At 73.1% G+C, this 22,659-nt stretch carries 18 protein-coding genes and 1 tRNA gene; 15 read left to right on the top strand and 4 right to left on the bottom strand.

Going from position 1 to position 22,659, the window contains the following annotated elements; translation table 11 throughout:
• Positions 1-150: 150 nt before the first annotated feature.
• Positions 151-1,770, top strand: a complete 1,620-nt coding sequence (locus tag ACTZWW_RS10670; RefSeq protein WP_444780936.1) for an ABC transporter permease — start codon at positions 151-153, stop codon at positions 1,768-1,770.
• 243 nt (positions 1,771-2,013) lie between these two features.
• Here the strand turns inward: ACTZWW_RS10670 and ACTZWW_RS10665 are convergent, their stop codons facing one another.
• Complete coding sequence (locus ACTZWW_RS10665) at positions 2,014-3,909, bottom strand: AsmA family protein (protein WP_444780935.1); 1,896 nt, start codon at positions 3,907-3,909, stop codon at positions 2,014-2,016.
• A gap of 300 nt (positions 3,910-4,209) precedes the next feature.
• Between ACTZWW_RS10665 and ACTZWW_RS10660 the strand changes: the two genes are divergently transcribed.
• From ACTZWW_RS10660 to ACTZWW_RS10650, 3 genes are all read left to right on the top strand, one after another.
• On the top strand, positions 4,210-4,605 hold the full coding sequence (locus tag ACTZWW_RS10660; RefSeq protein ID WP_444780934.1) for a hypothetical protein: 396 nt from the start codon (positions 4,210-4,212) through the stop codon (positions 4,603-4,605).
• 86 nt (positions 4,606-4,691) lie between these two features.
• Complete coding sequence (locus ACTZWW_RS10655; protein ID WP_444780937.1) at positions 4,692-5,522, top strand: aldo/keto reductase; 831 nt, start codon at positions 4,692-4,694, stop codon at positions 5,520-5,522.
• 138 nt (positions 5,523-5,660) lie between these two features.
• Positions 5,661-5,734, top strand: a tRNA-Gln gene (locus ACTZWW_RS10650).
• Positions 5,735-5,878: 144 nt separating this feature from the next.
• Here the strand turns inward: ACTZWW_RS10650 and ACTZWW_RS10645 are convergent.
• Entirely contained in the window at positions 5,879-6,664 is a 786-nt protein-coding gene (locus ACTZWW_RS10645; protein ID WP_444780933.1) for a DUF1194 domain-containing protein, read from the bottom strand.
• A 307-nt stretch (positions 6,665-6,971) separates the two neighbouring features.
• Here ACTZWW_RS10645 and gmd point away from each other — a divergent pair, with 307 nt between their 5' ends.
• The 4 genes from gmd to ACTZWW_RS10625 all read left to right on the top strand — a co-directional run bounded on the left by gmd (position 6,972) and on the right by ACTZWW_RS10625 (position 12,566).
• Entirely contained in the window at positions 6,972-8,060 is a 1,089-nt protein-coding gene (gene gmd / locus ACTZWW_RS10640; protein WP_444780932.1) for a GDP-mannose 4,6-dehydratase, read from the top strand.
• Positions 8,061-8,065: 5 nt separating this feature from the next.
• A complete protein-coding gene (gene fcl, locus ACTZWW_RS10635) occupies positions 8,066-9,016 on the top strand; it encodes a GDP-L-fucose synthase (RefSeq protein WP_444780931.1) in 951 nt (316 codons plus the stop codon).
• Positions 9,017-9,194: 178 nt separating this feature from the next.
• The gene (locus ACTZWW_RS10630) at positions 9,195-10,559 is read left to right on the top strand and encodes a formimidoylglutamate deiminase (RefSeq protein WP_444780930.1); all 1,365 of its coding nucleotides are present in this window, start codon (positions 9,195-9,197) and stop codon (positions 10,557-10,559) included.
• Between the two features lie 141 nt (positions 10,560-10,700).
• Positions 10,701-12,566: a hypothetical protein gene (locus ACTZWW_RS10625; RefSeq protein ID WP_444780929.1), complete on the top strand. Its 1,866-nt coding sequence runs from the start codon at positions 10,701-10,703 to the stop codon at positions 12,564-12,566.
• On the opposite strand, the gene ACTZWW_RS10620 is transcribed toward ACTZWW_RS10625, so the two are convergent.
• Positions 12,547-13,620, bottom strand: coding sequence for a Gfo/Idh/MocA family protein (locus tag ACTZWW_RS10620; protein WP_444780928.1), 1,074 nt, complete (start codon positions 13,618-13,620; stop codon positions 12,547-12,549). The genes ACTZWW_RS10625 and ACTZWW_RS10620 overlap by 20 nt on opposite strands.
• Positions 13,621-13,625: 5 nt before the next feature.
• Positions 13,626-14,618 carry a zinc-binding dehydrogenase gene (locus tag ACTZWW_RS10615; RefSeq protein ID WP_444780927.1) on the bottom strand — a complete coding sequence of 331 codons (993 nt, stop codon included), beginning with the start codon at positions 14,616-14,618 and terminating at the stop codon, positions 13,626-13,628.
• A 166-nt stretch (positions 14,619-14,784) separates the two neighbouring features.
• Between ACTZWW_RS10615 and ACTZWW_RS10610 the strand changes: the two genes are divergently transcribed.
• The 7 genes from ACTZWW_RS10610 (at position 14,785) to ACTZWW_RS10580 (ending at position 22,630) form a co-directional block, all read left to right on the top strand.
• Positions 14,785-16,011, top strand: a complete 1,227-nt coding sequence (locus ACTZWW_RS10610) for an N-acetyl sugar amidotransferase (RefSeq protein WP_444780926.1) — start codon at positions 14,785-14,787, stop codon at positions 16,009-16,011.
• Between the two features lie 165 nt (positions 16,012-16,176).
• Entirely contained in the window at positions 16,177-17,196 is a 1,020-nt protein-coding gene (gene pseB / locus ACTZWW_RS10605; protein ID WP_444780925.1) for a UDP-N-acetylglucosamine 4,6-dehydratase (inverting), read from the top strand.
• A complete protein-coding gene (pseC, locus tag ACTZWW_RS10600; RefSeq protein WP_444780924.1) occupies positions 17,193-18,356 on the top strand; it encodes a UDP-4-amino-4,6-dideoxy-N-acetyl-beta-L-altrosamine transaminase in 1,164 nt (387 codons plus the stop codon). Before pseB ends, pseC begins: the two co-directional genes overlap by 4 nt.
• 10 nt (positions 18,357-18,366) lie before the next feature.
• A complete protein-coding gene (gene pseF / locus ACTZWW_RS10595) occupies positions 18,367-19,047 on the top strand; it encodes a pseudaminic acid cytidylyltransferase (protein WP_444780923.1) in 681 nt (226 codons plus the stop codon).
• Entirely contained in the window at positions 19,044-20,585 is a 1,542-nt protein-coding gene (gene pseG / locus ACTZWW_RS10590) for a UDP-2,4-diacetamido-2,4,6-trideoxy-beta-L-altropyranose hydrolase (protein WP_444780922.1), read from the top strand. The genes pseF and pseG overlap by 4 nt, the downstream gene beginning before the upstream one ends.
• Positions 20,582-21,658 carry a pseudaminic acid synthase gene (gene pseI / locus ACTZWW_RS10585; RefSeq protein ID WP_444780921.1) on the top strand — a complete coding sequence of 359 codons (1,077 nt, stop codon included), beginning with the start codon at positions 20,582-20,584 and terminating at the stop codon, positions 21,656-21,658. The genes pseG and pseI overlap by 4 nt, the downstream gene beginning before the upstream one ends.
• Before the next feature lie 51 nt (positions 21,659-21,709).
• Positions 21,710-22,630, top strand: coding sequence for an NAD-dependent epimerase/dehydratase family protein (locus tag ACTZWW_RS10580; protein WP_444780920.1), 921 nt, complete (start codon positions 21,710-21,712; stop codon positions 22,628-22,630).
• Positions 22,631-22,659: the final 29 nt, after the last annotated feature.

Raw genomic sequence — 22,659 nt, 5'->3', positions numbered from 1 at the left:
ATGGGTCTGGTATGGGGCCGGCTGTATGTTTTGGGGGGGACAGCGCGGGGGGGGGGGGGGGTCACCCCGGCCGCCGCCACCGGCCTCGTGAAGGACGGCTTCGCCCTCGCCGGGATTCGGCGGGGGCGATCCCGTTCGCGCGCCCCGCGCGTGCTCGTCGCGGCCACCGCGCTCGTCGCCGCGCTCGTGCTGCTGCCGATCCTCTCGGTCGCCTCGAGCATGTTCTCGCCGCGCACGGACGTGATGGCGCACCTCGCCTCGACGATCCTGCCCGATCTCCTGATCAACACCGGGATCCTCGTGCTCGTCGTCGGGCTCGGCACGATCTCGATCGGCGTCGTGAGCGCCTGGCTCGTGACGCAGTGCCGCTTCCCCTTCTCGCGGGCCTTCGTCTGGCTGCTGCTGCTGCCGCTCGCGATCCCCGGCTACATCATCGGCTACGCCTACGCCGATTTCCTCGCCTTCGCCGGCCCGCTGCAGACGGGCCTGCGCGAGATGTTCGGCTGGGCGAGCCCGCGCGACTATTGGTTTCCGAACGTCTACAATGTCTGGGGCGTGAGCGTGATGCTCACCTGCGTGCTCTACCCCTACGTCTACCTGCTCGCCCGCGCCGCCTTCCTGGAGCAGACGGCCAACGCCTTCGACGCCTCGCGGGCGCTCGGTCACGGGCCGTGGAGCGCGTTCGCGCGCGTCGCGCTGCCGCTGGCGCGCCCGGCGATCGCGGCGGGGGTCGCGCTGGCGCTGATGGAGGCGCTCGCCGACTTCGGCACGATGCAGTATTACGGCGTGCGCACCTTCACGACCGCGATCTACCGCACCTGGTTCGGCATGGGCGACCAGACGGCCGCGGCGCAGCTGGCCACGGGGCTCCTCGTCTTCGTGCTCGTGCTGATCGCGCTCGAGCTCCACGCGCGGGGCGCGCAGCGCTACACGCAGGTGGGCCGCGGCGCGCGCAAGGCGCCGGCCTTCCGCCTGCGCGGCTGGCGCGCGGCGCTCGCCTTCGTCGCCTGCGCCTCGCCGGTGATCGCGGGCTTCGTCGCCCCGGTGCTCATCCTCGTGCGGCTCCACCTGATCGGCGGCGACCCGTTCATGAGCGAGCGCTTCTGGCGCTACGCCGCGAACTCGCTGACGCTCGCCGCGATGGCGGCGGTGCTGCTCGTCGGCGTCGCGGTCCTGCTCGCCTACGCGACGCGCCTGTCGCAAGCCAAGCCGCTGCTGGTGCTCGTGCGGGTTTCCACCATCGGCTACGCCGTGCCCGGAACCGTCGTCGCGGTGGGCGTACTCGCCCCGCTCGGGGCCTTCGACAACGCCGTCGACGGCTTCTTCCGGGAGACGTTCGGCATCTCGACGGGGCTGATCCTGTCGGGGACGGTGGTCGCCGTGCTGTTCGCCTACCTCGTGCGCTTCCTCGCCATCGCCTACGGCTCGGTCGAATCGGGTTTCCTGAAGATCTCCAGGACGATGGACGACGCGGCGCGGATGCTGGGCGAGAAGCCCGGCGGCGTCGTCGCGCGCGTGCATGCGCCGCTCCTGCGCGGCTCGCTCGTCACCGCAGCGCTGATCGTCTTCGTCGACGTGCTCAAGGAGCTGCCGGCGACGCTGATCGTGCGGCCGTTCAACTTCGACACGCTGGCCGTGCGCGTCTACCAGCTCGCCTCGGACGAGCGCCTCGCCCAGGCCGCCACGGGCGCGCTGGCGATCGTGGCGGTGGGCATCCTGCCGGTGCTGCTGCTGATGCGCGTGATGGCGAAGGGGGAAAGCGCGCGGTGAGGGATCGCACGACGGGCGGATGCCTCGGCCCGGGGATGGACGCGACCCCACCCACGCCTGCCCGACCCGCCCGCCTCGGCTTCCCGTTCGAGGTCGTGACGCAGGGCGATCTGGAGTCGAACGACAGACGTCGGACCGCCGGGCGGGCGCACCCGGAGCTTTCGCTCGTCTACGTGAGCGCGATCCTCGACCATCGCGCGCGCCACTGGATTCGCTGCCCCGAGGCGGCGAAGACGCCTCGCCTCACTGCTGCGCCGCGGGCGCGAAGGCGGGGATCGTCGCGTCCGGCTGGACCGGCTCGGGCGTGCCCAGCAGCAGGCGCGCAGCGCCGGAGCGCTGGATCAGCGCCTTGGCGTCGGGCACCAGCGTGACGTCGGTGAGGGGGCCGCGGAAGGCGAAGGTCAGCGCGGAGATCAGGTTGTCGTCGCCCACCGGCGTGACGCTCTCCACCGCGGCCTTGGCGTCGATGCGCCGCGCGGCGAGGGAGACCGTGCCTTCCAGCATGCCCGAGAGCTGGGGGCTCTCGAAGCCCGCGTCCACGATGCGGCCGACGCCGTCCTCCACCTCGAGGCGGGCGACGGCGCTGGAGAACGGCGTGCGTCCGCTGCGCAGGGTGCGCGTGGCGGTGAGCGGCTGGCGCTCGAAGCGCCGCAGAGCCTCGGCGAGGTCGACGCCCGCGAACTCGCCCGCGCCGACCTCGACCACGATGGCGCCCTGGAGCGCGGCCAGCAGCGCGTCCGCGTCGACGCCGGTGCCGATCAGCGCGATGTCGCTCGTCGCCGGGCCGGCGATCCAGGCCGAGCCGAGCGAGCGCCCGAGCGCCCCGAGATCGACCCGGGTGCCCTCCGCCTCCAGCCGCATCTCGACGCCGTTCGGCGCGTCGGCGAGGGCGAAGCGCCCGCGGATCTCGCCGCCGGCGAGCCCGGCACGCGAGACCGTCGTCTCGATGCGCCCGGCATTGACGAGCACGCTCATCGCCACTTCGGCGAGGCGCACCGCACCGATGCGTGCCTCGCTCGCGGAGAGGCGCAGATCGAGATCGGCGGCGGTGTGCTGCGAGAGCGTCAGCGGCACCCGGCGCAGCGGCGAGGCGGGGTCGCCGGCCTCGATCACAGGCGCGGCGAAGCGGGTGAGATCGGTGGTGGTGGCGGCGAGCGTGCCGCTCAGCCCGAGGCGGCCGTCCGCGAGCCGCGCGGTGATCGCGCCCTCGAGGGGCGCGCCGCCGAGGCCGAGCCGCAGGGCCGAGAAGGAGAGCGTGCGCCCCACGCCGCTCGCCTCGCCCTCGAGCGAGAGCGGCCCCACGAGGGGCCCGAGCGGCAGCCGCGCGCCGGTCCAGGCCAGGACCTCGCGGGCGGCGCGGGTCTCGAAGGAGACGCTGCCCGTCAGCCAGGGGCTGTCGCGGCCGGTGGCCACGCTGCCCGAGACCGCGAGCCGGCCCAGGCGGCCGGACAGGCGCAGGTCCATCGGGCTGCGCGCACCCGCCGCGAGAGCGGAGGGATCGAGCTGCGAGAGCGCGATGGAGATCGCCTCGCCCCGCACCGCGGCCGAGCCGGAGAGCGAGACGGGTCCGCGCCCGTTGGGCCAGGAGAGCGTGAGGTCTGCGTCGTGGATCACCTCGCGGCGGCTCGCGCCGGCGTCGGTGTAGACGATCGTCGTGTCGAGGAGTCCGATCGCGCCGACGAGGGCGCCCCCAGGCTCGCCGAGCCGATCCGACAGCCGCGCGAGCGTGCCGTCCCAGGGCGAGCGGCCCTGCGGATCGACCGGGACGACGATCCGCGACTGGGCGAGCGAGACCTCGGTGAGCCGGATGCGGCCGAGCACCAGCGGCCCCCAGGCGAGCTGGCCGCGCAGCGCCCCGCCCTCGACGAGCGGCGTGCCGGCGGCGTCGGCGAGGCGGACGTCCTCGAACTTCACCCGCGGCGACGGCAGGAAGGCGACCGTCGTACGGCCGGCGACCGGGAAGGCGAGGCCGAGCTCGTGCTCGAGCTGGCGCTCGACCGCCGCGCGCAGCGCGTCGGAGGAGACCGTCCACGGCGCGACGGCCAGGACGAGCCCGGCGACGACGAGGATCCCGACCGCGCCGACGATCGCCCGTGCCTTGACGGACAGCCTCTCGCGCATGGGGGGTGTGTGGCGCATGCCGAACCGGATCTCGCAGGCGGGTCTCGTGGCGACGGGTCCTCTCGGGCGAGGTGACCCCTTGGGCGGACGCGCGACGCACGCGCCACGCTTTCTTAACCAGTCGAGGCGGTGTTCCGAAAGCCCCGCGTGAGACTTGCTCGCGCCAAAACGCGGCGATCGTACGGCAGACGTCCCGACGCTGCGCGCGGCGGACGGAACACCCCAGGGCGCTCGCCCGTTTGCGCCGGATCAAGGCGGCGCATGCGCGTGCGTGCTCGTCTGTGCGTCCAGACCGACAGACAGACGGGAACCAGCGTCATGAGTCTCCCCCACACCTTCAAGCGAATCACCTTGCACCTCGCCCGCAGCCACGAGCATCCGAACGGATCGGCGCGACACGGCTACGACATCGTCGCGCCGCTGGATACCGACGGCCGGATCGACCCGCAGGCCTGGCGGGCGCGCCGCGACGTCTGCCGCGTGCGCCGGTTCTGGAGCGGCGAGGCGGATCAGGTCGGCCGCCTCGTCCACCGCGCCGGCGGGGCGGGCGGCCACACCTGGATCTTCGACTACGACCCGGACCGCGAGGACGACGACGAGGCCGCCTTCCGGCTCGGCGACCACGTCCTCCAGATCGGCGAGTACGTCTCGATCAAGGACGACATGGACGAGATGCACACGTTCCGCGTCGTCTCGGTCGTCAACGCCGACTGAGCCGCGCCGACGAACCCGCGCCGGCGGTCCGGCCGGGGCGCCGTCGGCGTGCGGACGCACCCGCGAAGGAGCCGCCGATGACCGCGATGAGGACCGTCACGCTGCCCGACGGCACGCCCGTCCCCGCCCTAGGGCAGGGGACGTGGCGCATGGGCGAGGACCGCGCGCGCCGCTCCGAGGAGGTCCGCGCGCTGCGGCTCGGCCTCGAGCTCGGCATGACGCTCGTCGACACCGCGGAGATGTACGGCTCCGGCGGTGCCGAGGAGGTCGCCGGCGAGGCGATCGCCGGGCGCCGCGAGGACGTCTTCCTCGTCTCCAAGGTCTACCCGCACAACGCCACCCGCGACGGCGTGCGCGCCGCCTGCGCGCGCTCGCTGGCGCGGCTCGGGGTCGAGCGGCTCGACCTCTACCTGCTGCACTGGCGCGGCGACGTCCCGCTCGCGGAGACGCTGGCGGGCTTCCGCGATCTCCTCGAGGAGGGACGAATCGCGCGCTTCGGCGTGAGCAACTTCGACACGGACGACATGGAGGAGCTCTGGGCCCTGCCCGGCGGCGACGCCTGTGCGACGAACCAGGTGCTCTTCAACATCACGGAGCGGGGGCCGGAATGGGACCTCCTGCCCGCGCTCCAGGCGCGCGGCGTGCCGATGATGGCCTACAGCCCCGTGGGGCAGGGGAGCCTTCCCGAGCGCGCCCTCGCGGGCATCGCCGAGAAGCACGGCGCGAGCCCGCACCGGGTGGCGCTCGCCTTCGTGCTCTCGCGCTCGGGCACGATCGCGATCCCCAAGGCGGCGAGCGAGGCGCACCTGCGCGACAACCGCGCCGCGCTCGACCTCGTCCTCGACGACGACGACCGCGCGACGCTCGACCGGCTGTTCCCGCCGCCGCGAGCGCCGACACCGCTCGCGATGATCTGAGGCGCCGCGGCCGTCGTGCGAGCGTCACGAAAGGGGCTGGACAAGCGCCGGCACCCCCGCTATCTAGCCGCCATCGTCGACGGGAACCGGGCCTTGGGCTCGACGTTGCCTCGGCGCAGGCGGCGACGCCACCCCTGCTGGGGGATAGTTTAACGGTAGAACCGCGGACTCTGACTCCGCTAGTCCTGGTTCGAATCCAGGTCCCCCAGCCACTCTTCTCCCTCTTTTTCGAAGTGCCGACCGGACGCCACGCGGAAGACGTGGTCGCAGGCCTGCGCCCGGCTGCGGCGGCGGGCGGGGCCGCTCGGGGCTTCTCCCGACTCCCGATCGGCGCGGATGGACGGGCCTCGAGCTCGTCACTCCGCCCGCGATGCGAGACCTCCCGTCTCCGGGCCGGTTTCCGCGACGCTGCGCACGGCGTCGGGACCGCCGGCGATCTCGGTGAGGAGCTTGCGGCGCGCGGCGACCTCGAAGGGGCGGCGCACGTCGGCGATCTCGACGAACGCGCCCGGCCCGCCGATCAGCTCGCGGGCGAAGTAGTCCTCGAGCGTCGTGCCGCCGGGGAGGCCCGGCCGCCCGCCCGGCCGCGCGATGGCCAGCCCGTTGATGGTGAAGCCCGCGGCCAGCGCGTCGGCACGGGCCGCGGCGAGCGGGCGCCCGCCGCGATTTCCGCTGTCGGCGGTCACGTCGATGATGCGCCGCGTGCCCTCGATGGCGTTCTCCTCGACGAGCCGCACCGAGAAGTCGATGGCGTTCGATATCGAGTTCCAGCCGAAGGCACCGCGTGGCGCCGCCATCAGCTCGTCGGCGAAGGCGCGCGCGCTCTCCGGCCCGTCGATCACCCGCCAGTCGACCACGAGCACCTGCGAGGTCGGCCCGCCCCATTCCACGTATGCGACGGCGATCGAGCCGAGCAGGCCCTGCGCGATCGCCGAGAGGACGTCCTCGCTCGCGAGCGCCTCCCCCCAGCTCCGACGCTGGAAGTAGAGCTCGTCGTCGTCGATCGAGCCCGAGCCGTCGGCGGCGAAGACGAGCTCGAGGTCGACGTACGCGACGTCGCGGCCGGTGTCCTGGGCCCGTGCGCTCGAGCCCGCGAGCACGAGGGCGGTGGCGAGCAGGGCGGCGGCGATCGTCCTCGTCACGGGCGGATCCTCGGCGATGCGGGCATGCACCATTCGAGATAGACCGCGCGCGGCCGGAGGGAAGGGCGCGCCGGTCCGCGCGGGATTTCGAAGGCACCGGCGGTTCCGCGGGCGGTCCCGGCGATCTCGTCGACCTTCCGTTCAGCATTCACGTGCGAAGGTAGGCTCGCGCGGCGGTGGGCGCTCGCCATGCGACGGACGAGGCGCCGGCCTCGGCGCGCGTGGGAGCTGGGCTCCGCTGCGGAATGTCACGCTGGGCGAGGGCGTCGCCGGTCGCGATGCGCCGAGATGCCGACGGAGATGCGAGATGAGCAAGGTGGCCCTGATCACGGGCATCACGGGGCAGGACGGCGCGTATCTCGCCGAGCTGCTCCTCGGCAAGGGCTACCGGGTCCACGGCATCAAGCGGCGGTCCTCCTCGTTCAACACGGGGCGGATCGACCATCTCTACAAGGATCCGCACGAGCCGGACTCGCGCTTCTTCCTCCACTACGGCGACCTCACCGACGCGACGAACCTGATCCGCGTGATCGCCGAGGTCCAGCCGACCGAGATCTACAATCTCGCGGCACAGAGCCACGTGCAGGTGAGCTTCGAGACGCCGGAATACACGGCGAACTCGGACGCGCTCGGGACGCTGCGCCTGCTCGAGGCGATCCGCATCCTCGGCCTGGAGAAGACGACGCGGTTCTACCAGGCCTCGACGTCCGAGCTCTACGGCAAGGTGCAGGCGGTGCCGCAGGACGAGACGACGCCGTTCTACCCGCGCTCGCCCTACGCGGCGGCGAAGATCTACGCCTACTGGATCACGGTGAACTACCGCGAAGCCTACGGCATGCACGCCTCGAACGGCATCCTGTTCAACCACGAGAGCCCGCTGCGCGGCGAGACCTTCGTCACCCGCAAGATCTCGCGCGCCGTGGCGGCGATCGCCCTGGGCCTGCAGGACCGGCTCTACATCGGCAACCTCGACGCCAAGCGCGACTGGGGCCATGCCCGCGAGTACGTCGAGGGGATGTGGCGCATCCTCCAGCAGCCCGAGCCGGACGACTACGTGCTGGCCACGGGGGAGACCAACACGGTGCGCGCCTTCGTCGAGCGTGCCTTCGCCCGCGTCGGGATCACCGTCGCCTGGGAGGGGGAGGGCGTCGGCGAGGAGGGGCGCGACGCGGCCACCGGCCGGGTGCTCGTGAGCATCGACCCGCGCTACTTCCGGCCGACCGAGGTCGACCTCCTCCTCGGCAATCCGGCGAAGGCCAAGGCGAAGCTCGGCTGGGAGCACAGGATCGGCTTCGGGCAGCTGGTCGACGAGATGGTGGACGCGGACCTCGCCCTCGCGAAGGCGAGCCTGCCCTCGCGGGACGCGACGCCTGCCCGCGACGCACGGACGGGGTGAGGCGCATGAGATATTCGCTGGAGAGAAAGCGCATCTGGGTCACCGGCCATCGCGGCATGGTCGGCTCGGCGATCGTGCGGCGCCTGCAGGCGGACGGGCTCGACGCGCTCGTCGCCGGGCGCGACGTGGTCGACCTGCGCGACCAGGGCGCGGTCCGGTCCTTCGTCGCCCGGGAGCGGCCGGACGTCGTGGTGGTCGCGGCGGCGAAGGTGGGCGGCATCCACGCCAACGACACCTATCCCGCCGACTTCCTCTACGAGAATTTGATGATCGCCTCCAACGTCGTCGAGGCGTCGCACGCCAACGACGTCGAGCGACTGCTCTTCCTCGGCTCCTCGTGCATCTACCCGCGGCTCGCCCCCCAGCCGATCTCGGAAGACGCGCTGCTGACGGGGCCGCTCGAGGCCACGAACGAATGGTACGCGATCGCCAAGATCGCCGGGCTCAAGCTCTGCCAGGCCTACCGGCGCCAGCACGGGCGCGACTACATCGCCTGCCAGCCGACGAACCTCTACGGACCCAACGACAATTTCGACCTCGCGACCTCGCACGTCCTGCCGGCTCTGCTGCGCAAGGCGCACGAGGCGAAGACGGGCGGGGCGACCTCGTTCACGGTGTGGGGGTCGGGCACGCCACGGCGCGAGTTCCTGCACGTCGACGACCTCGCCGACGCGTGCCTGTTCCTGCTGCGCCACTACGGCGCTGCCGACCCGCTCAACGTCGGCTGGGGCGAGGACCTGTCGATCGCGGAGGTCGCGCACATGATCAAGCGCGTCGTCGGGTTCGAGGGCGAGATCGTCTTCGACCGCTCGAAGCCGGACGGCACGCCGCGCAAGCTGCTCGACACGGCGCGCATCAACGCGCTCGGCTGGCGCCCGCGCATCGGGCTCGAGGAGGGGCTGCGCGGGTACTACGACTGGTTCCTGGCGCACGTGGGCGGGTCGCTGCGCGCCTGAGCGCGGAGACGCCGCGGTCGCTCGGCTGCCTCGTCGCGGCAGCCTTCCCGTCGCGCAGGGCGAGCGAGCGTCGGCGACGAGGCGGCGCGCTCGACCCGGCGGCCCCGAAGGGCCATACATGAGCAGCGCCGTTCGCGCCCGTCCAGCGGCCCGGCGCGGGCGGGGAGGGGACCGATCCATGCGTGCGCTCGTCTTCGACTACGCCCTCACGCCGGACGGCTGGGCCCGCGACGTCGGCGTCGACGTCGAGGGCGGGACGATCCGTGCCGTCGTGCCGGGCGCCGGGTCGGGCGGACGCGAGCGCATCCGCGGCGCGGCGCTGCCGGGCATGCCGAACCTGCATTCGCACACGTTCCAGCGGGCGATGGCCGGCCTCTCCGAGACCCGCGGCCCGACGGACGACAGCTTCTGGACCTGGCGGAAGGTCATGTACGCCTTCCTCGGCAGCCTCGACCCGGACGACGTCGAGGCGATCGCGGCCTTCGCTTTCCTGGAGATGCTGGAGAGCGGCTTCACCGCGGTGGCCGAGTTCCACTACCTCCACCACGATCCGCAGGGGCGACCCTACGCCGAGCGCTCCGAGCTCGCGCAGCGCATCGTCGCAGCCGCTGGCGCGGTCGGGATCGGGCTCACCCTCCTGCCGGTGCACTACGCGCAGGGCGGCTTCGGCGCGGCGCCGCCGGAGCACGGCCAGCGCCGCTTCGTCGACGACGTCGAGGGGCTGATGCGCATCGCGGACGGCGTGCGGCCGGCGCTCGCGGCGCTGCCGAACGCCCGGCTCGGCATCGCGCCCCACTCGCTGCGCGCGACCACGCCCGAGAGCCTCGCCACGCTGCTGGCCGCCAACCCGGTGGGCCCGGTCCACATCCACGTCGCCGAGCAGGTGAAGGAGGTCGAGGACTGCCTCGCCTGGTCGGGCGCGCGCCCCGTCGCCTGGCTCCTCGACAACGCCCCGGTCGACGCGCGCTGGTGCCTGATCCACGCGACCCATCTCGACGCCTCCGAGCAGGCGCGGCTCGCGGCCTGTGGCGCGGTGGCGGGCCTGTGCCCGATCACCGAGGCCAACCTGGGCGACGGCGTCTTCCCCGCCTCCGAGGTGCTCGGTGCGGGCGGGCGCTTCGGGGTCGGCACCGATTCGAACGTCGAGATCTCCGCCTTCGGCGAGCTGCGCCAGCTGGAATACGGCCAGCGCCTGACGCGGCGGGCGCGCAACGTGCTCGCCGGGGAGGCCGGCCGCTCGACCGGGCGACGGCTGTGGGAGGGGGCGCTCGCCGGCGGCGCCCAGGCGCTCGGGCTGCCCATCGGCGCGCTGGCGCCGGGCCTGCGGGCCGACATCGTGACGCTCGACCTCGACCACCCCGACCTCGGCCGCGCCGTGGGCGACCGGACGCTCGACACCGCGGTGTTCTGCCTCGGCCGCGCGGCCGTCCGCGACGTCCTCGTCGGGGGCGAGCGGGTGGTCGAGAACGGACGCCATCGCGCGCGCGAGCGGGTCGCCCCGCGCTACGCCGCGCGCGTCGCCCGCCTCGCCGAGTTGGCCTGACGCGTGGATGCGACCGCGCACGGTGTTCGGGACGAGCGGGGGAGGCCGGGCGGATGCGTGCTGGATTCCCCGTCCGACGGCTGCTAGGGACGGGCGCCCGGACGTCTGCCGTCCGCGCTCGTCAGCCCCGGTTCCTCGTCCATGGTCGTCCTGGTCATCCTCGATGAGCGCGCTCTCGAGCGCGCGCGCGCGTTCCCCATCACGCCGGACACGCGCGTCGTCACGCTCTCCTCCATGGCGGACTCGGTCGCCGCGCTCGGCGCACCGGTCGTCGTGGCGGGTGACGCCGACCTCGGCGAGGACGCCTTCGCCGGCTGCGCGCGCTTCGTCGAGGCCTTCGAGGCCGGCCTCGCGCGGAGCGGCTGCGAGGCGCTCGCGCCGCACGTCAACAACATCTACTATTTTTTCGTGCGGCCGATCCTCTGGCTCCTCGCCGCGATAGCGCGGACCACCGCCGGTACGAACGCCGAGATCGTCCTCTTCGGCGGGCACCCGAAGGTCGAGCTGCCCTGCGTCTACGGCGTCGCGATCCTCGAGCAGAACCGCGCCATCCTGGCACGCCCCTCGCAGGTGATGAACCCGTACCTCTACCAGGCGCTCGCGCCGACGCACCGGGTGACCTTCCTGGCGGAGAACGCCCTCGTCCTGCGCCTGCGGCGCTTCGCGCGCCGGCTCGCCGTGCCCACCGCGCTGATGGTGAAGCTCGTCGAGAAGCACCTGCGCGCACGCGCGGCGCACGGCGTGGTGCACAGCGCCGTGGCGGCCACCGCAGACCACGCCGGCGACGATCGCGCGGACGTCGTCGTGCCGGTCCGCTCCGCCGCGCAGATCCGTTACGTCCGCGGCGCCGTCGCGCTGCTCCATGCGCGGGGATACCGCGTGCGGGTCCTGGTCCATCAGGTGCTCGGCGACCGGCAGCTCGCGCTCGATGCGGCGCGCAGCGCCCTGCCGGCGCAGACGATCCGCTCGCTGATGGGCGCGCGCCCGCTCGCGACGTTCGCGGCGGGCTGGGCCAAGGCGATCGTGCGCGGCGCGTTCGGCCTCGTGGGGACGCGGGCTTCCCTGCGGCTCGGCGAGCCGGGCGCCGCCTTCGACGTGTCGCTCCGCCAGCTCACGCGCGACACCCGCGCCTTCTTCAACTTCGACACGTGGCGCGACGTCCTAGCCGACGGGCTCGACCGTCATGCGCCGGGCGCCCGCGCGCTCCTGTCGCTCGAGCTCACGAGCAGCCAGGCCTTCCAGGAGGCCGCGCTCGCCGAGGCGCGCGGGATGGCCTTCGCGAACGTGCAGATCGGGCCGCTCGAGCACATCCCGCACCCGGCGCTCTCGGTGGGCGGCACGTTCCTGACGCTCTCGGAGGACGATGCGCGCGCCTTCGCGCGGCTCGGCGTGCGCAACCGCGGCACCTGCCGCTTCATCGGGCCGCTCAAGTATCTCGGCATGATCGCGGACGCGCCGAAGCCGGTCGCGGCGCCCACGAGCTGGCGCACGGTGCTGTGCCTGACCCAGCCCTACGAGTATCACAACCAGATCGCCGTGATCCGCACGCTGCTCGCTTGGCTCGCCGCGCACGCGCCGCAGGCGCGCCTGCTGGTTCGGCTGCACGGCCGCGACACGGTCGAGACCTACGCCGCGTTCCGCGACGACCCGCGCTTCGTGCTCGGCGATCCCGTCAGCGACATCTACGACGAGATGCGCGCGGCGGACGTGGTCGTGGCCCGCACGACGTCCGCCATCGACGAGGCGATCCACCTCGGCGTGCCCTTCGTCTCCTGTGCATTCTCGCAGTTCGACCGCGAGCTCGAGCTGCCCTACCTCGACCCGGCGTCGGGTCTCGTCTGCGCCTCGCCCGAGGCGCTCGCGGCGCGGCTCTCGGACTGGCGGGGGCTCGATGCGGCGTTCGCCGCGATGCGCGCGCGATATCTCGCGCGCGCCGGGTCCGGCTCCGACGCCGAGCTGATCGACCGGCTCATCGACGTGCTCGCGCTCAGGCCGGGCGGCCGTTGACCGCACCGGTGATCGTCAGGTCCTCGGGCACCGACGCCGGATCGACGGCGACGCAGCCGCGCAGCGCCGAGAGGGCGATCGCCCCGAGCACGCGCTGCCCGGTCGCGATCTCGTCGAGACGGATGCTCGACGCAGCGCCCTCGCGCACCGCCCTGGCCAGCTCGGTGAGCGCGGTGACGGCGCCGCTCGTGCTCTGCGGCACGGCGACGGGCTCGGGCGGGCCGGCATAGTAGCCGCTCGCGTCCGCGCGGGCGACGACGAGCGCGCGGCCGTCGCTGCGGATCTCGATCGCCCCGCGCGTCCCGGAGAGCCGCGTCGTCATCCCGCCGGCGCTCGTGATCAGGCCCTGCACGCCGTTCCCGAAGCCGAGCCGGGCGAAGTGAACGCGCGGGTCCCCGTCGATCAGGCGCTCGTCGGCGGGCATGCCTGCGAGATCGCAGGCGGCGACGACCGAGCGCACGTCGGTGCCCGCGAAGTAGAGCATGAGGTCGACGCTGTGCGGATGCGTCCACATCAGCGCCTGGGCGGGGCCGTTGTCGATCGCGACCTCGCGCAGCTCGCCGATCTCGCCGGCGGCGAGGAGATCGCGGGCCGCGCGGTAGGGCGCCATGAAGCGGCGCAGCGCGCCGTAGGTGAGAGCGAAGCCCGCGCGCTCGGCCCGGGAGAGCACGTCGAGCGCGTCGCCGAGCCGGCTCGCGAGCGGCTTCTCGGCGTGCGCGCCCCGCACGCCGGCGGCGATCGCCGCGCGCAGGACCTCCGCGCGCTGGTCGCTGCGCGTCGCGACGAGGACGACGTCCGGGCGCACCACCTCGAGCATCGGCCGGTAGTCCGTGAAACGGCCGTTCGCGGGAACGCCGTAGCGCTCGCCGGCGGCGGCGAGCCGCTCCGCGTCCGGGTCCGCGAGGGCGACGAGGCTCATCCCGTCGACGGCGGTCGCCGCCTCGGCGTGGCTGAGGGGAAACCAGCAGTCCGGCAGCATCGCGCGGGTGGCGTCGCTCGTGAACGCGCCCATGCGGCCGCAGCCGATCAGGGCGACGCGCAGCGTCTCGGTCATGGGGCTCACCATTGCAGGACGATCGTGACGAGATCGGGCTCGCGCGCCTCGAGCCGGGCGTAGGCGGTCTCGATCGCCTGCGCGGGCAGGACGTCCGAGACCATCGCGCGCGCGGGGAGGCGGCCGGAGAGGACGCGGTCCGCGAGCCAGAGCATGTTCCGGCGCAGCGTGAAGCGCGCCTCGTGCTCGGGCGGATCGGATTCGATCACGGCGCCGCAGCCCATGATGGTCAGCTGCTTGTCGTAGAGGAACTCCGACGCGAGCGGGTTGAAGTCCGCCGGCGGCTGCCCGCGTCCGGGGAAGCCGAGCACCGCGATCGTCCCGCCGTGGCGCGCGAGCATCAAGGCGAGGCGCCAGTCGGCCCAGCCGTTCGTGGTGACGACCACGATGTCGGCGCCGCCGGGGAGGAGGCGGGCGATCTCGGCCTCCTCGCGCGAGGCGACGGCGCGCGCGCCGAAGGCCGCGGCCCGCTCGCGGGCGCGCGGCTGGTCGGACACGGCGTAGCCGTCGCCGCCGCTGGCCTCGACGACCGCGAGCGTGCCGAGGCCGAGCGGCCCGAGCCCGAGGACCGCGACCCGCATGCCCGGCGCGAAGCCCGCCTTCTGCAGCGCGGCGAGTCCGAGATGGAAGAGATACGTGACCGACAGCGCCGCCGCGTCGGCATCGCCGGGAGCCCGCGCGAGCACGGCGTCCCGAGCGCAGGCGAAGGCGCTGCGATGGGACTGGTGCGTGAGGACGAGATCGCCCGGACGGACGTCGCGGACGTCCGCGCCGACCTCGACCACGCGCGCCACGTTGCAGTAGCCCTGCAGCCGCGGATATGCCGGGCCGGGCCGCAGCGGCGGCGCGCCGGTGTAGGCGGCGAGCTCCGTGCCCGGCGAGATCGCGCTCGCCACCGTGCTCGCGACGATCGCGCCGGCCGCGGGGGGCGCGACCTCGACCTCCTCCCAGACGAGGGTTCGGGGGGCCGTGAGCCGGACGATGCGGGCGATCGGCACGCTGCGTGTCTCCTGTGGCGTGGGGGCGGCCCCCTTCTAGGCGGGCGGGCGGTTGCGCGCAACGTCACCCGACCCTCGACTTGCCCGCGGCCCCGTGATAATCCCCCGGCCTGTCTGGAAGAGGCGCGACGCGGCCGCGGGCCCGTGCGCCTCGCCGATCCGAGGGATGCCCGCCTTGTCCGTTCGCTTCTGCACGCGCTGCGTCTACTGCAGCGTCGCCGCCACGCCCGTGACCTTCGACGCGGAGGGGGTCTGCTCCGGCTGCCGCGTCTCCATGCAGCCGTCGACCGTCGACTGGGACGAGCGGCTGGAGTGGCTGAAGGAGCTGGCCGACGAGCATCGCTCCGAGAGCAACTACGACATCCTCATCCCGGTCAGCGGCGGCAAGGACAGCTACTTCCAGGCGCACGTCGCCTCGAAGATCCTCGGCCTGAAGATCCTGCTCGTGACCTATCACGGCAACAACTACCTCCCCGAGGGCGAGGAGAACCTGTTCCGGATGCGCGAGTGCTTCGACGCCGACCACATCGTGGTGCGGCCGTCCGTCGACGTGCTGGTGCGGATGAATCGCCTCGGCTTCCGGCTGCAGGGCGACAACAACTGGCACGCCCATTGCGGCATCTTCACCACCCCGATCCAGGTGGCCGTCCGCTACAAGGTCCCGCTGATGATGTGGGGCGAGCACGGCTTCATGGATCTGGGCGGGATGTACTCCTACAACGACATGGTGGAGTTCACCTCGAAGTACCGGCTTGAGCACGCGCTGCGCGGCTACGACTGGCACGACTTCACCGACGAGGGGCTCGACAAGCTCGGCCGTCCCGAGCTGAAGGAGGGCCTTCGCCCGAAGGATCTCCTCTGGGCGATGTACCCGTCCGACGACGAGATCGACGAGGTGGGCGTGCGCGGCATCTACCTGTCGAACTTCGTGCGCTGGGACGCCAACGAGCACACCGAGCTCGTGATGCGCGAGTACGGCTGGAAGCCGGCGCAGCAGCCCTTCGAGCGCACCTATCGGATGTTCTCGAACCTCGACGACATGCACGAGAACGGCATCCACGACTACATGAAGTTCGTGAAGCTCGGCTACGGCCGCGGCACCGACCACGCCGCCAAGGACATCCGCGCCGGGCGCATGACGCGCGAGCAGGGCATCGAGATGGTGCGCCGCTACGACGCCGTGAAGCCGCGCCGGGACCTCGACCGCTGGCTCGCCTATGTCGGCATGAGCGAGGAGGAGTTCGACCGCACGCTCGACGGCTTCCGCGATCCGCGCGTCTGGTGGATCGAGGACGGGCAGTGGTGGAAGGACGACATCTGGGGCGGCGCGAGCGCCTACGGCCCCGTCCACCTGCCGCAGGAGCTGCGCGGCAAGTACCTGCGCAAGGGCTGACGACGCACCGGCTCCGGGCAGGGTCGCCGCAGCGTGGCGGGCGGTTTGCCCGCCCGGGCGAAACTCGATAGAGGAATGCGGGCGCGCCCCGCGGCCGCGCACGGGGCGGCCGCACGGCCCCCGAGGGAGCGCCGCGGGACGGCGCCAAGCGGAAGTAGAATCGCGATGCTCAACGGCAAGTCCATCCTCGTCACCGGCGGTACCGGTTCCTTCGGCAACGCCTTCGTGCGCGAGGTCTTCGCCCGCTTTCCCGACGTGAAGCGGGTCGTCGTCTACTCGCGCGACGAGCTCAAGCAGTTCGAGATGGCGCAGCGCATCTCCGATCGCGATCACCCGGCGATCCGCTACTTCATCGGCGACGTCCGCGACGCCTCCCGCCTGCGGCGGGCGCTCGAGGGCATCGACATCGTCGTCCACGCGGCGGCGCTGAAGCAGGTGCCCGCAGCGGAGTACAATCCGTTCGAGTGCATCAAGACCAACGTCATCGGCGCGCAGAACGTGATCGAGTGCGCGCTCGACGCCGGCGTGAGCCGCGTCGTCGCGCTGTCGACGGACAAGGCGGCTGCGCCGGTCAACCTCTACGGCGCGACCAAGCTGTGCTCGGACAAGCTGTTCGTGGCGGCCAACAACATCCGCGGCACGCGTGACATCCGGTTCAGCGTGGTGCGCTACGGCAACGTCATGGGCAGCCGCGGGTCGGTGATCCCGTTCTTCCTGGATCGCCGTCGCACCGGCGTCCTGCCGATCACCGATCCGCAGATGACGCGCTTCAACATCTCGCTCGAGGACGGCGTCGCCATGGTGATGTGGGCGATCGAGCACGCCTGGGGCGGCGAGATCCTGGTGCCCAAGCTCCCCTCCTACCGCATCACGGACCTCGCCGAGGCGATCGGGCCCGGCTGCCGGCAGGAGGTGGTGGGCATGCGCCCGGGAGAGAAGCTGCACGAGGAGATGATCACCTCGAGCGACAGCTTCTACACGGTGGACATCGGCGGCTACTTCGCCATCCTGCCCGCGACGCCGGACTACACATTCGAAGACTACACCGAGGCCTTCGGCGGCTCGCGGGTCGCCGCCGGCTACGCCTACGACAGCGGCACGAACGAGCACTTCCTCACCGTCGAGGAGATCCGCGAGCTGGTCGAGACGCACGTCGTCGGCGCGGGCAAGGCGGCGGGCGCATGATCACGATCCCCTACAGCCGGCAGGACATCGACGCCGCCGACGAGGCCGCCGTCCTCGCCGTGCTGCGCGCGCCGTTCCTCACGCAGGGGCCGGTGATCGGCCGATTCGAGGAGGCCTTCGCGGCGCGCCACGGCGTCGCCCACGCGGTCGGCGTGTCGAACGCGACGGCGGGCCTGCACATCGCCTGCCTCGCCCTCGGGCTCGGGCCGGGCGGGCGCTTGTGGACCGCGCCCAACAGCTTCGTCGCCTCGGCCAACTGCGCGCTCTATTGCGGGGCCGGCGTCGATTTCGTCGACATCGATCCGCACACGCGCAACATGTCCGTCACCGCGCTGCGCGAGAAGCTCGAGCGGGCGAAGGCGCAAGGCACGCTGCCCGACATCGTCGTGCCGGTCGACTTCTCGGGCTTGCCCGCGGACCTGCGCGAGATCCGCGCGCTGGCGGACGCCTACGGCTTCCGCATCCTGCAGGACGCCTCCCACGCCACCGGCGCGACCTATCTCGGCGCGCCGGTCGGCTCGGCCTTCGCCGACGCGACGGTGTTCAGCTTCCATGCGGTGAAGGTGGTGACCACCGCCGAGGGCGGCATGGTCACGACGCAGGACGACGCGATCGCGGCCGCGCTGCGCGACCTGCGCACCCACGGCATCACCCGCGACGCCGACCGCTTCGAGGGCGAGAGCGACGGGCCGTGGTACTACGAGCAGGTCGGGCTCGGGTACAATTACCGGCTGACGGAGATGCAGGCGGCACTCGGCCTCTCGCAACTCGCGCGCATCGAGGCGATGCAGGCGGCGCGCGTGCGCCTGGCCGATCGCTACGACGCGCTCCTCGCCGACCTGCCGGTCATCCGCCCGGCTCGCGCGAACGACCGCACGAGCGCCTGGCATCTCTACGTCGTCGAGGTCGACGAGACGCGCACGGACGCCACCCGCGCGGACGCGTTCGCGGCGCTGCGTGCGGCCGGGATCGGCGCCAACGTGCACTACATCCCGATCCATACGCAGCCCTACTACCGGCGCATGGGTTTCGGCTGGGGCGACTTCCCGGCCTCGGAGCACTATTATCGCCGCGCGATCTCGCTGCCGCTCTTCCCGGCGCTGACGGACGCCGAGCAGGACCGCGTCGTCGAGACCCTCGCAGCAGCGCTGCGGCGCTGACGGCCGCGCGATGCGTCTCGCGGTCATCCCGGCGCGCGGCGGCAGCAAGCGCATCCCCCGCAAGAACGTCAAGCCGTTCGCGGGCCGGCCGATGATCGCCTGGGCGATCGCGGTGGCCCGCGCGGCGGGCGTGTTCGACCGCATCGTGGTGTCGACGGACGACGACGAGATCGCCCGCGTCGCGGCGGGGGAGGGGGCCGAGGTCCCCTTCCGCCGCCCGGCCGAGCTCGCCGACGACCACGCGCCGACGGTCCCCGTGATCGCCCACGCCGTCGCCACGCTCGAGGAGGGCGGCTCGACCGCGCGCGAGATCTGCTGCATCTACCCCTGCGTGCCGCTGCTCGAGGCGACGGACATTCTCGACGCGCACGCGCTGCTCGTCGCGGCGGGCGAGGGCTACGCCTTTCCGGTCGTCGCCTTCGAGAGCCCCGTCCAGCGCGCGCTCGCGCGTGACGCGGACGGCCGCACGCGACCGCTTTTCCCGCACTTCGCGCAGACACGCACGCAGGACCTGCCGCCGGCCTACCACGACGCCGGGCAGTTCTACTGGGGCATGCGCGAGGCCTGGCTCGCCGGCGCGAGCATCCACGAGCACGGGCGCACGCTCGTCCTGCCGCGCAGCCGCGTCGTCGACATCGACACGCCGGAGGACTGGGAGCGGGCGGAGCGGCTCCATGGGGCACGGGCGTGAGCGCCGTGCCGCGCCACGTCCTGATGCGCCTCGACGCGACGCCCGAGCGCGGGCTCGGGCACCTGATGCGCTGCCTCGCGCTGGCGCAGGCGCTCCAGGCCCGCGGGCGCGCCGTCGCGATCGCGAGCCGCGCGCTGCCCGAGGGGGCTCGCGCGCTGGCGCAGGCGCGCGACGTCGCGCCGATCGACCTTCCGCCGCTGCCCGACGCCATGATACGGGCGGTGTCCGCGCTCGGGCCGGAGGCCGCGTGGCCACGCGAGATCCAGGAGCGCGACGCCGCCGAGACCCGCACGGCCGCGGAGACCCTCGGCGGGCCCGTCGAGACGATCCTCGTCGATCATTACGGCCTCGACGCCGCCTGGGAGCAGGCCGCTCGCATCGCGGGCACCCGCATCGCGGCGATCGACGACCTGCTGCGGGCGCACGCCTGCGACGTGCTGATCGACCAGAACGCCGGACGCGACGGCGCCGACGCCTACGCCGATCGCACGCCGCCGGGCTGCGGCCGGCTGCTCGGCCCGCGCTTCGCCCTGCTGAGGCCGGAATTCGCGACCCTGCACGATCGCGCGGAGATCCGCCGCGGTCCCGTGAGGCGCATCCTGCTGTCCTTCGGCGGCACCGACGCGGGGAACGCGACGGGCCATGCGCTCGCCGCGCTCGTGCGTGCCGGGCTGGGCGACCGGACGATCGACGTCGTCGTCGGCGCCCTCAACCCGAACCGGGCGAGCCTGGAGGCGGCCTGCGCCGGGCTCCCGGACGCGACGCTGCACGTGCAGACCGATCGCATGGCCGAGCTGATGGCGGCCGCCGACCTCGCCGTCGGCGCGGGGGGCGGCACGACCTGGGAGCGCTGCGCCGTCGGCCTGCCGAGCGTCGTGCTCGCGCTCGCGGCGAACCAGGAGGCGCCGGCGCGGGCCGCGGGGCTCGAGGGCATCGCCTACGTGCCCGATGCGGCGGAGATCGCGCCGGAGACGCTGGCGCCGCATCTCCAGGCCCTGGCAGGCAGCGAGACGCTGCGCACGGTGCTGTCCGCGCGGGGCCTGGCGCGGGTCGACGGGCGGGGCGCCTCCCGGGTCGCGGCCGTTCTCTGCCCATCGCGGGTCGTCCTGCGGCCCGCGACCCGCGCCGACGGGCGCGACCTGCACGCGTGGCGCAACGATCCCCGGGTGCGCGGCTCCTCCCGCCAAGCCGACGAGATCCCGCTCGAGCGCCATCTCGCCTGGCTCGACGGCGTGCTGGCCGCGCCCGAGCGCGACCTCCTGATCGGGGAGGAAGACGGGGCGCCCGTCGGCGTGCTGCGCTTCGATCGCGCGGGCGAGGAGGCCGAGGTCTCGATCTACCTCGTTCCGGAGGCGATGGGACGCGGCGTCGGCGCGGATCTGCTGCTTGCGGGCTGCGACTGGGTGCGGCAGAACCGCCCCGGCATCCGGCGGATCGTCGCCGAGGTGCTCGGCGGGAACGCGCGATCGGCCGCGCTCTTCGAGCGCTGCGGCTTCACCGAACGATTCCGACGCTACACGCGAGGACTGGAACCATGAGCGCGACGGACGTCATCGACATCGCCGGCCGCAAGGTCGGCCCCGGCCATCCGCCCTTCCTGATCGCGGAGATGTCGGGCAACCACAACCAGTCGCTGGACCGCGCGCTGGAGATCGTCGAGGCCGCCGGCCGGGCGGGGGCGCACGCGCTCAAGCTCCAGACCTACACCGCCGACACGATGACGCTCGACAGCGACGGCGAGGGCTTCCGGATCGAGGACGAGGGCAGCCTCTGGAAGGGCCGCTCGCTCTACGACCTCTACGAGGAAGCCCATACCCCCTGGGAGTGGCACGCGCCGATCTTCGAGCGGGCGCGCGCGCTCGGCATGGTGCCGCTGTCGACGCCCTTCGACGAGACCGCCGTCACGTTCCTCGAGAGCCTCGACGCGCCCTGCTACAAGATCGCCTCCTTCGAGAACACCGACCTGCCGCTGATCCGGCGCGTCGCGCAGACGGGCAAGCCGATCATCATCTCGACGGGCATGGCGTCGGTCGGCGAGATCCAGGAGGCGGTGGCGGCGGCGCGCGAGGTCGATCCCGGCGCGCGGATCGTGCTCCTGAAGTGCACGAGCACCTACCCGGCCTCGCCCGAGAACACGAACATCCTGACGATCCCGCACATGCGCGCGCTGTTCGACACCCAGGTGGGGCTGTCCGACCACACGATGGGCGTGGGCGTCGCCGTCGCCGCGACGACGCTCGGCGCGACCGTGATCGAGAAGCACTTCACGCTGCGCCGAGCCGACGGCGGCGTCGACAGCGCCTTCTCGCTCGAGCCCGAGGAGTTCGCCCGTCTCGTGGAGGAGACCGAGCGCGGCTGGCAGAGCCTCGGGCGCGTGCGCTACGGCGCGACCAAGGCGGAGACGAAGTCGCTGCAGTTCCGCCGCTCGCTCTACGTCGTCGAGGACACGCCCGCCGGCGCCGTGCTCGGCCCGCACAACGTGCGCGCCATCCGGCCGGGGCTCGGCCTCGCGCCCAAGCACCTCGAGACGGTGCTCGGCATGCGCGTCTCCCGCGACGTCGCGCGCGGCACGCCGCTCTCCTGGTCGCTGCTGCGCGGCGACGATGACTGATCTCGTCCTCGCGAGAGGGGCGTCCTGGTCGCGCTCGGCCGCGGGGCGGGCATGAGCAGGCTCGTCGCGCTCTCCGGAGCCACCGGCTTCGTCGGCCGCCATCTCCTCACGGACCTGCGCGCGAACGGCTACCGCGTGCGCATCCTCCTGCGCCGCCCGGTCGACGGGATGGCCGAGGCGGACAGCGCCGTCATCGGCGATCTCGCGCGCCCGATCAACATGGCGCGCGCGCTCGAGGGCGTGGACGCCGTCGTCCACTCGGCGGGCCTCGCGCAGGCGATGAGCGGGCATCCCGAGGACGACTACCGCAGCGTGAACATGGAAGGGACCCTCGCGCTGGCACGGGCCGCCGAGCACGCCGGGGCGACGCGTTTCGTCTTCCTTTCGTCCGTGCGCGCTCAGACGGGACCGACGAGCGTGCACGTCCTGCGCGAGGGCGACGAGCCCCGTCCGACGGACGCCTACGGCCGCTCGAAGCTCGACGCGGAGCGTGGCCTCGGGCAGACGTCCCTCGACTGGGTGGCCCTTCGGCCGGTGCTGATCTACGGGCCGGGCGCGCTGGGCAACATGCGCGCGCTCGTCCGGCTCGCGCGTACCCCCTATCCGCTCCCGTTCGGCAGCCTGCGCGCGCGCCGCTCGCTCCTCGCCATCGAGAACCTCGCCGCCGCCGTGCGCGTCGCGATCGAGACGCCCGGGCCCGTGCGGCGTCCGTTCCTCGTCGCCGACGACGAGCCGTTGACACCCCCGCAGATCGTCGCCGCCATCCGCGGCGGGCTCGGCCGCTCGCCCGGGGTCGTGCCGTGCCCGACGGCGCTCCTCGCACTCGCGGCGAAGGTCGCCGGACGAACGGAGGCGATGGAGCGCCTCTCCGGGGATCTGGTGGTGGATACCGCGGCGCTCTCGGCGCTCGGCTGGGCGCCCGTCGTCGACACCCGCTCGGCGCTCGCGGCGTTCGCGCGCGCAGCCGGGTGAAGCCGAGGCGCCCGCGCATGTGCCGCGCG

It is taken from the genome of Salinarimonas sp. NSM (genome assembly GCF_052380005.1).
GTDB lineage: Bacteria > Pseudomonadota > Alphaproteobacteria > Rhizobiales > Beijerinckiaceae > Salinarimonas.
This window is presented reverse-complemented; position numbering and strand designations above follow the sequence as displayed.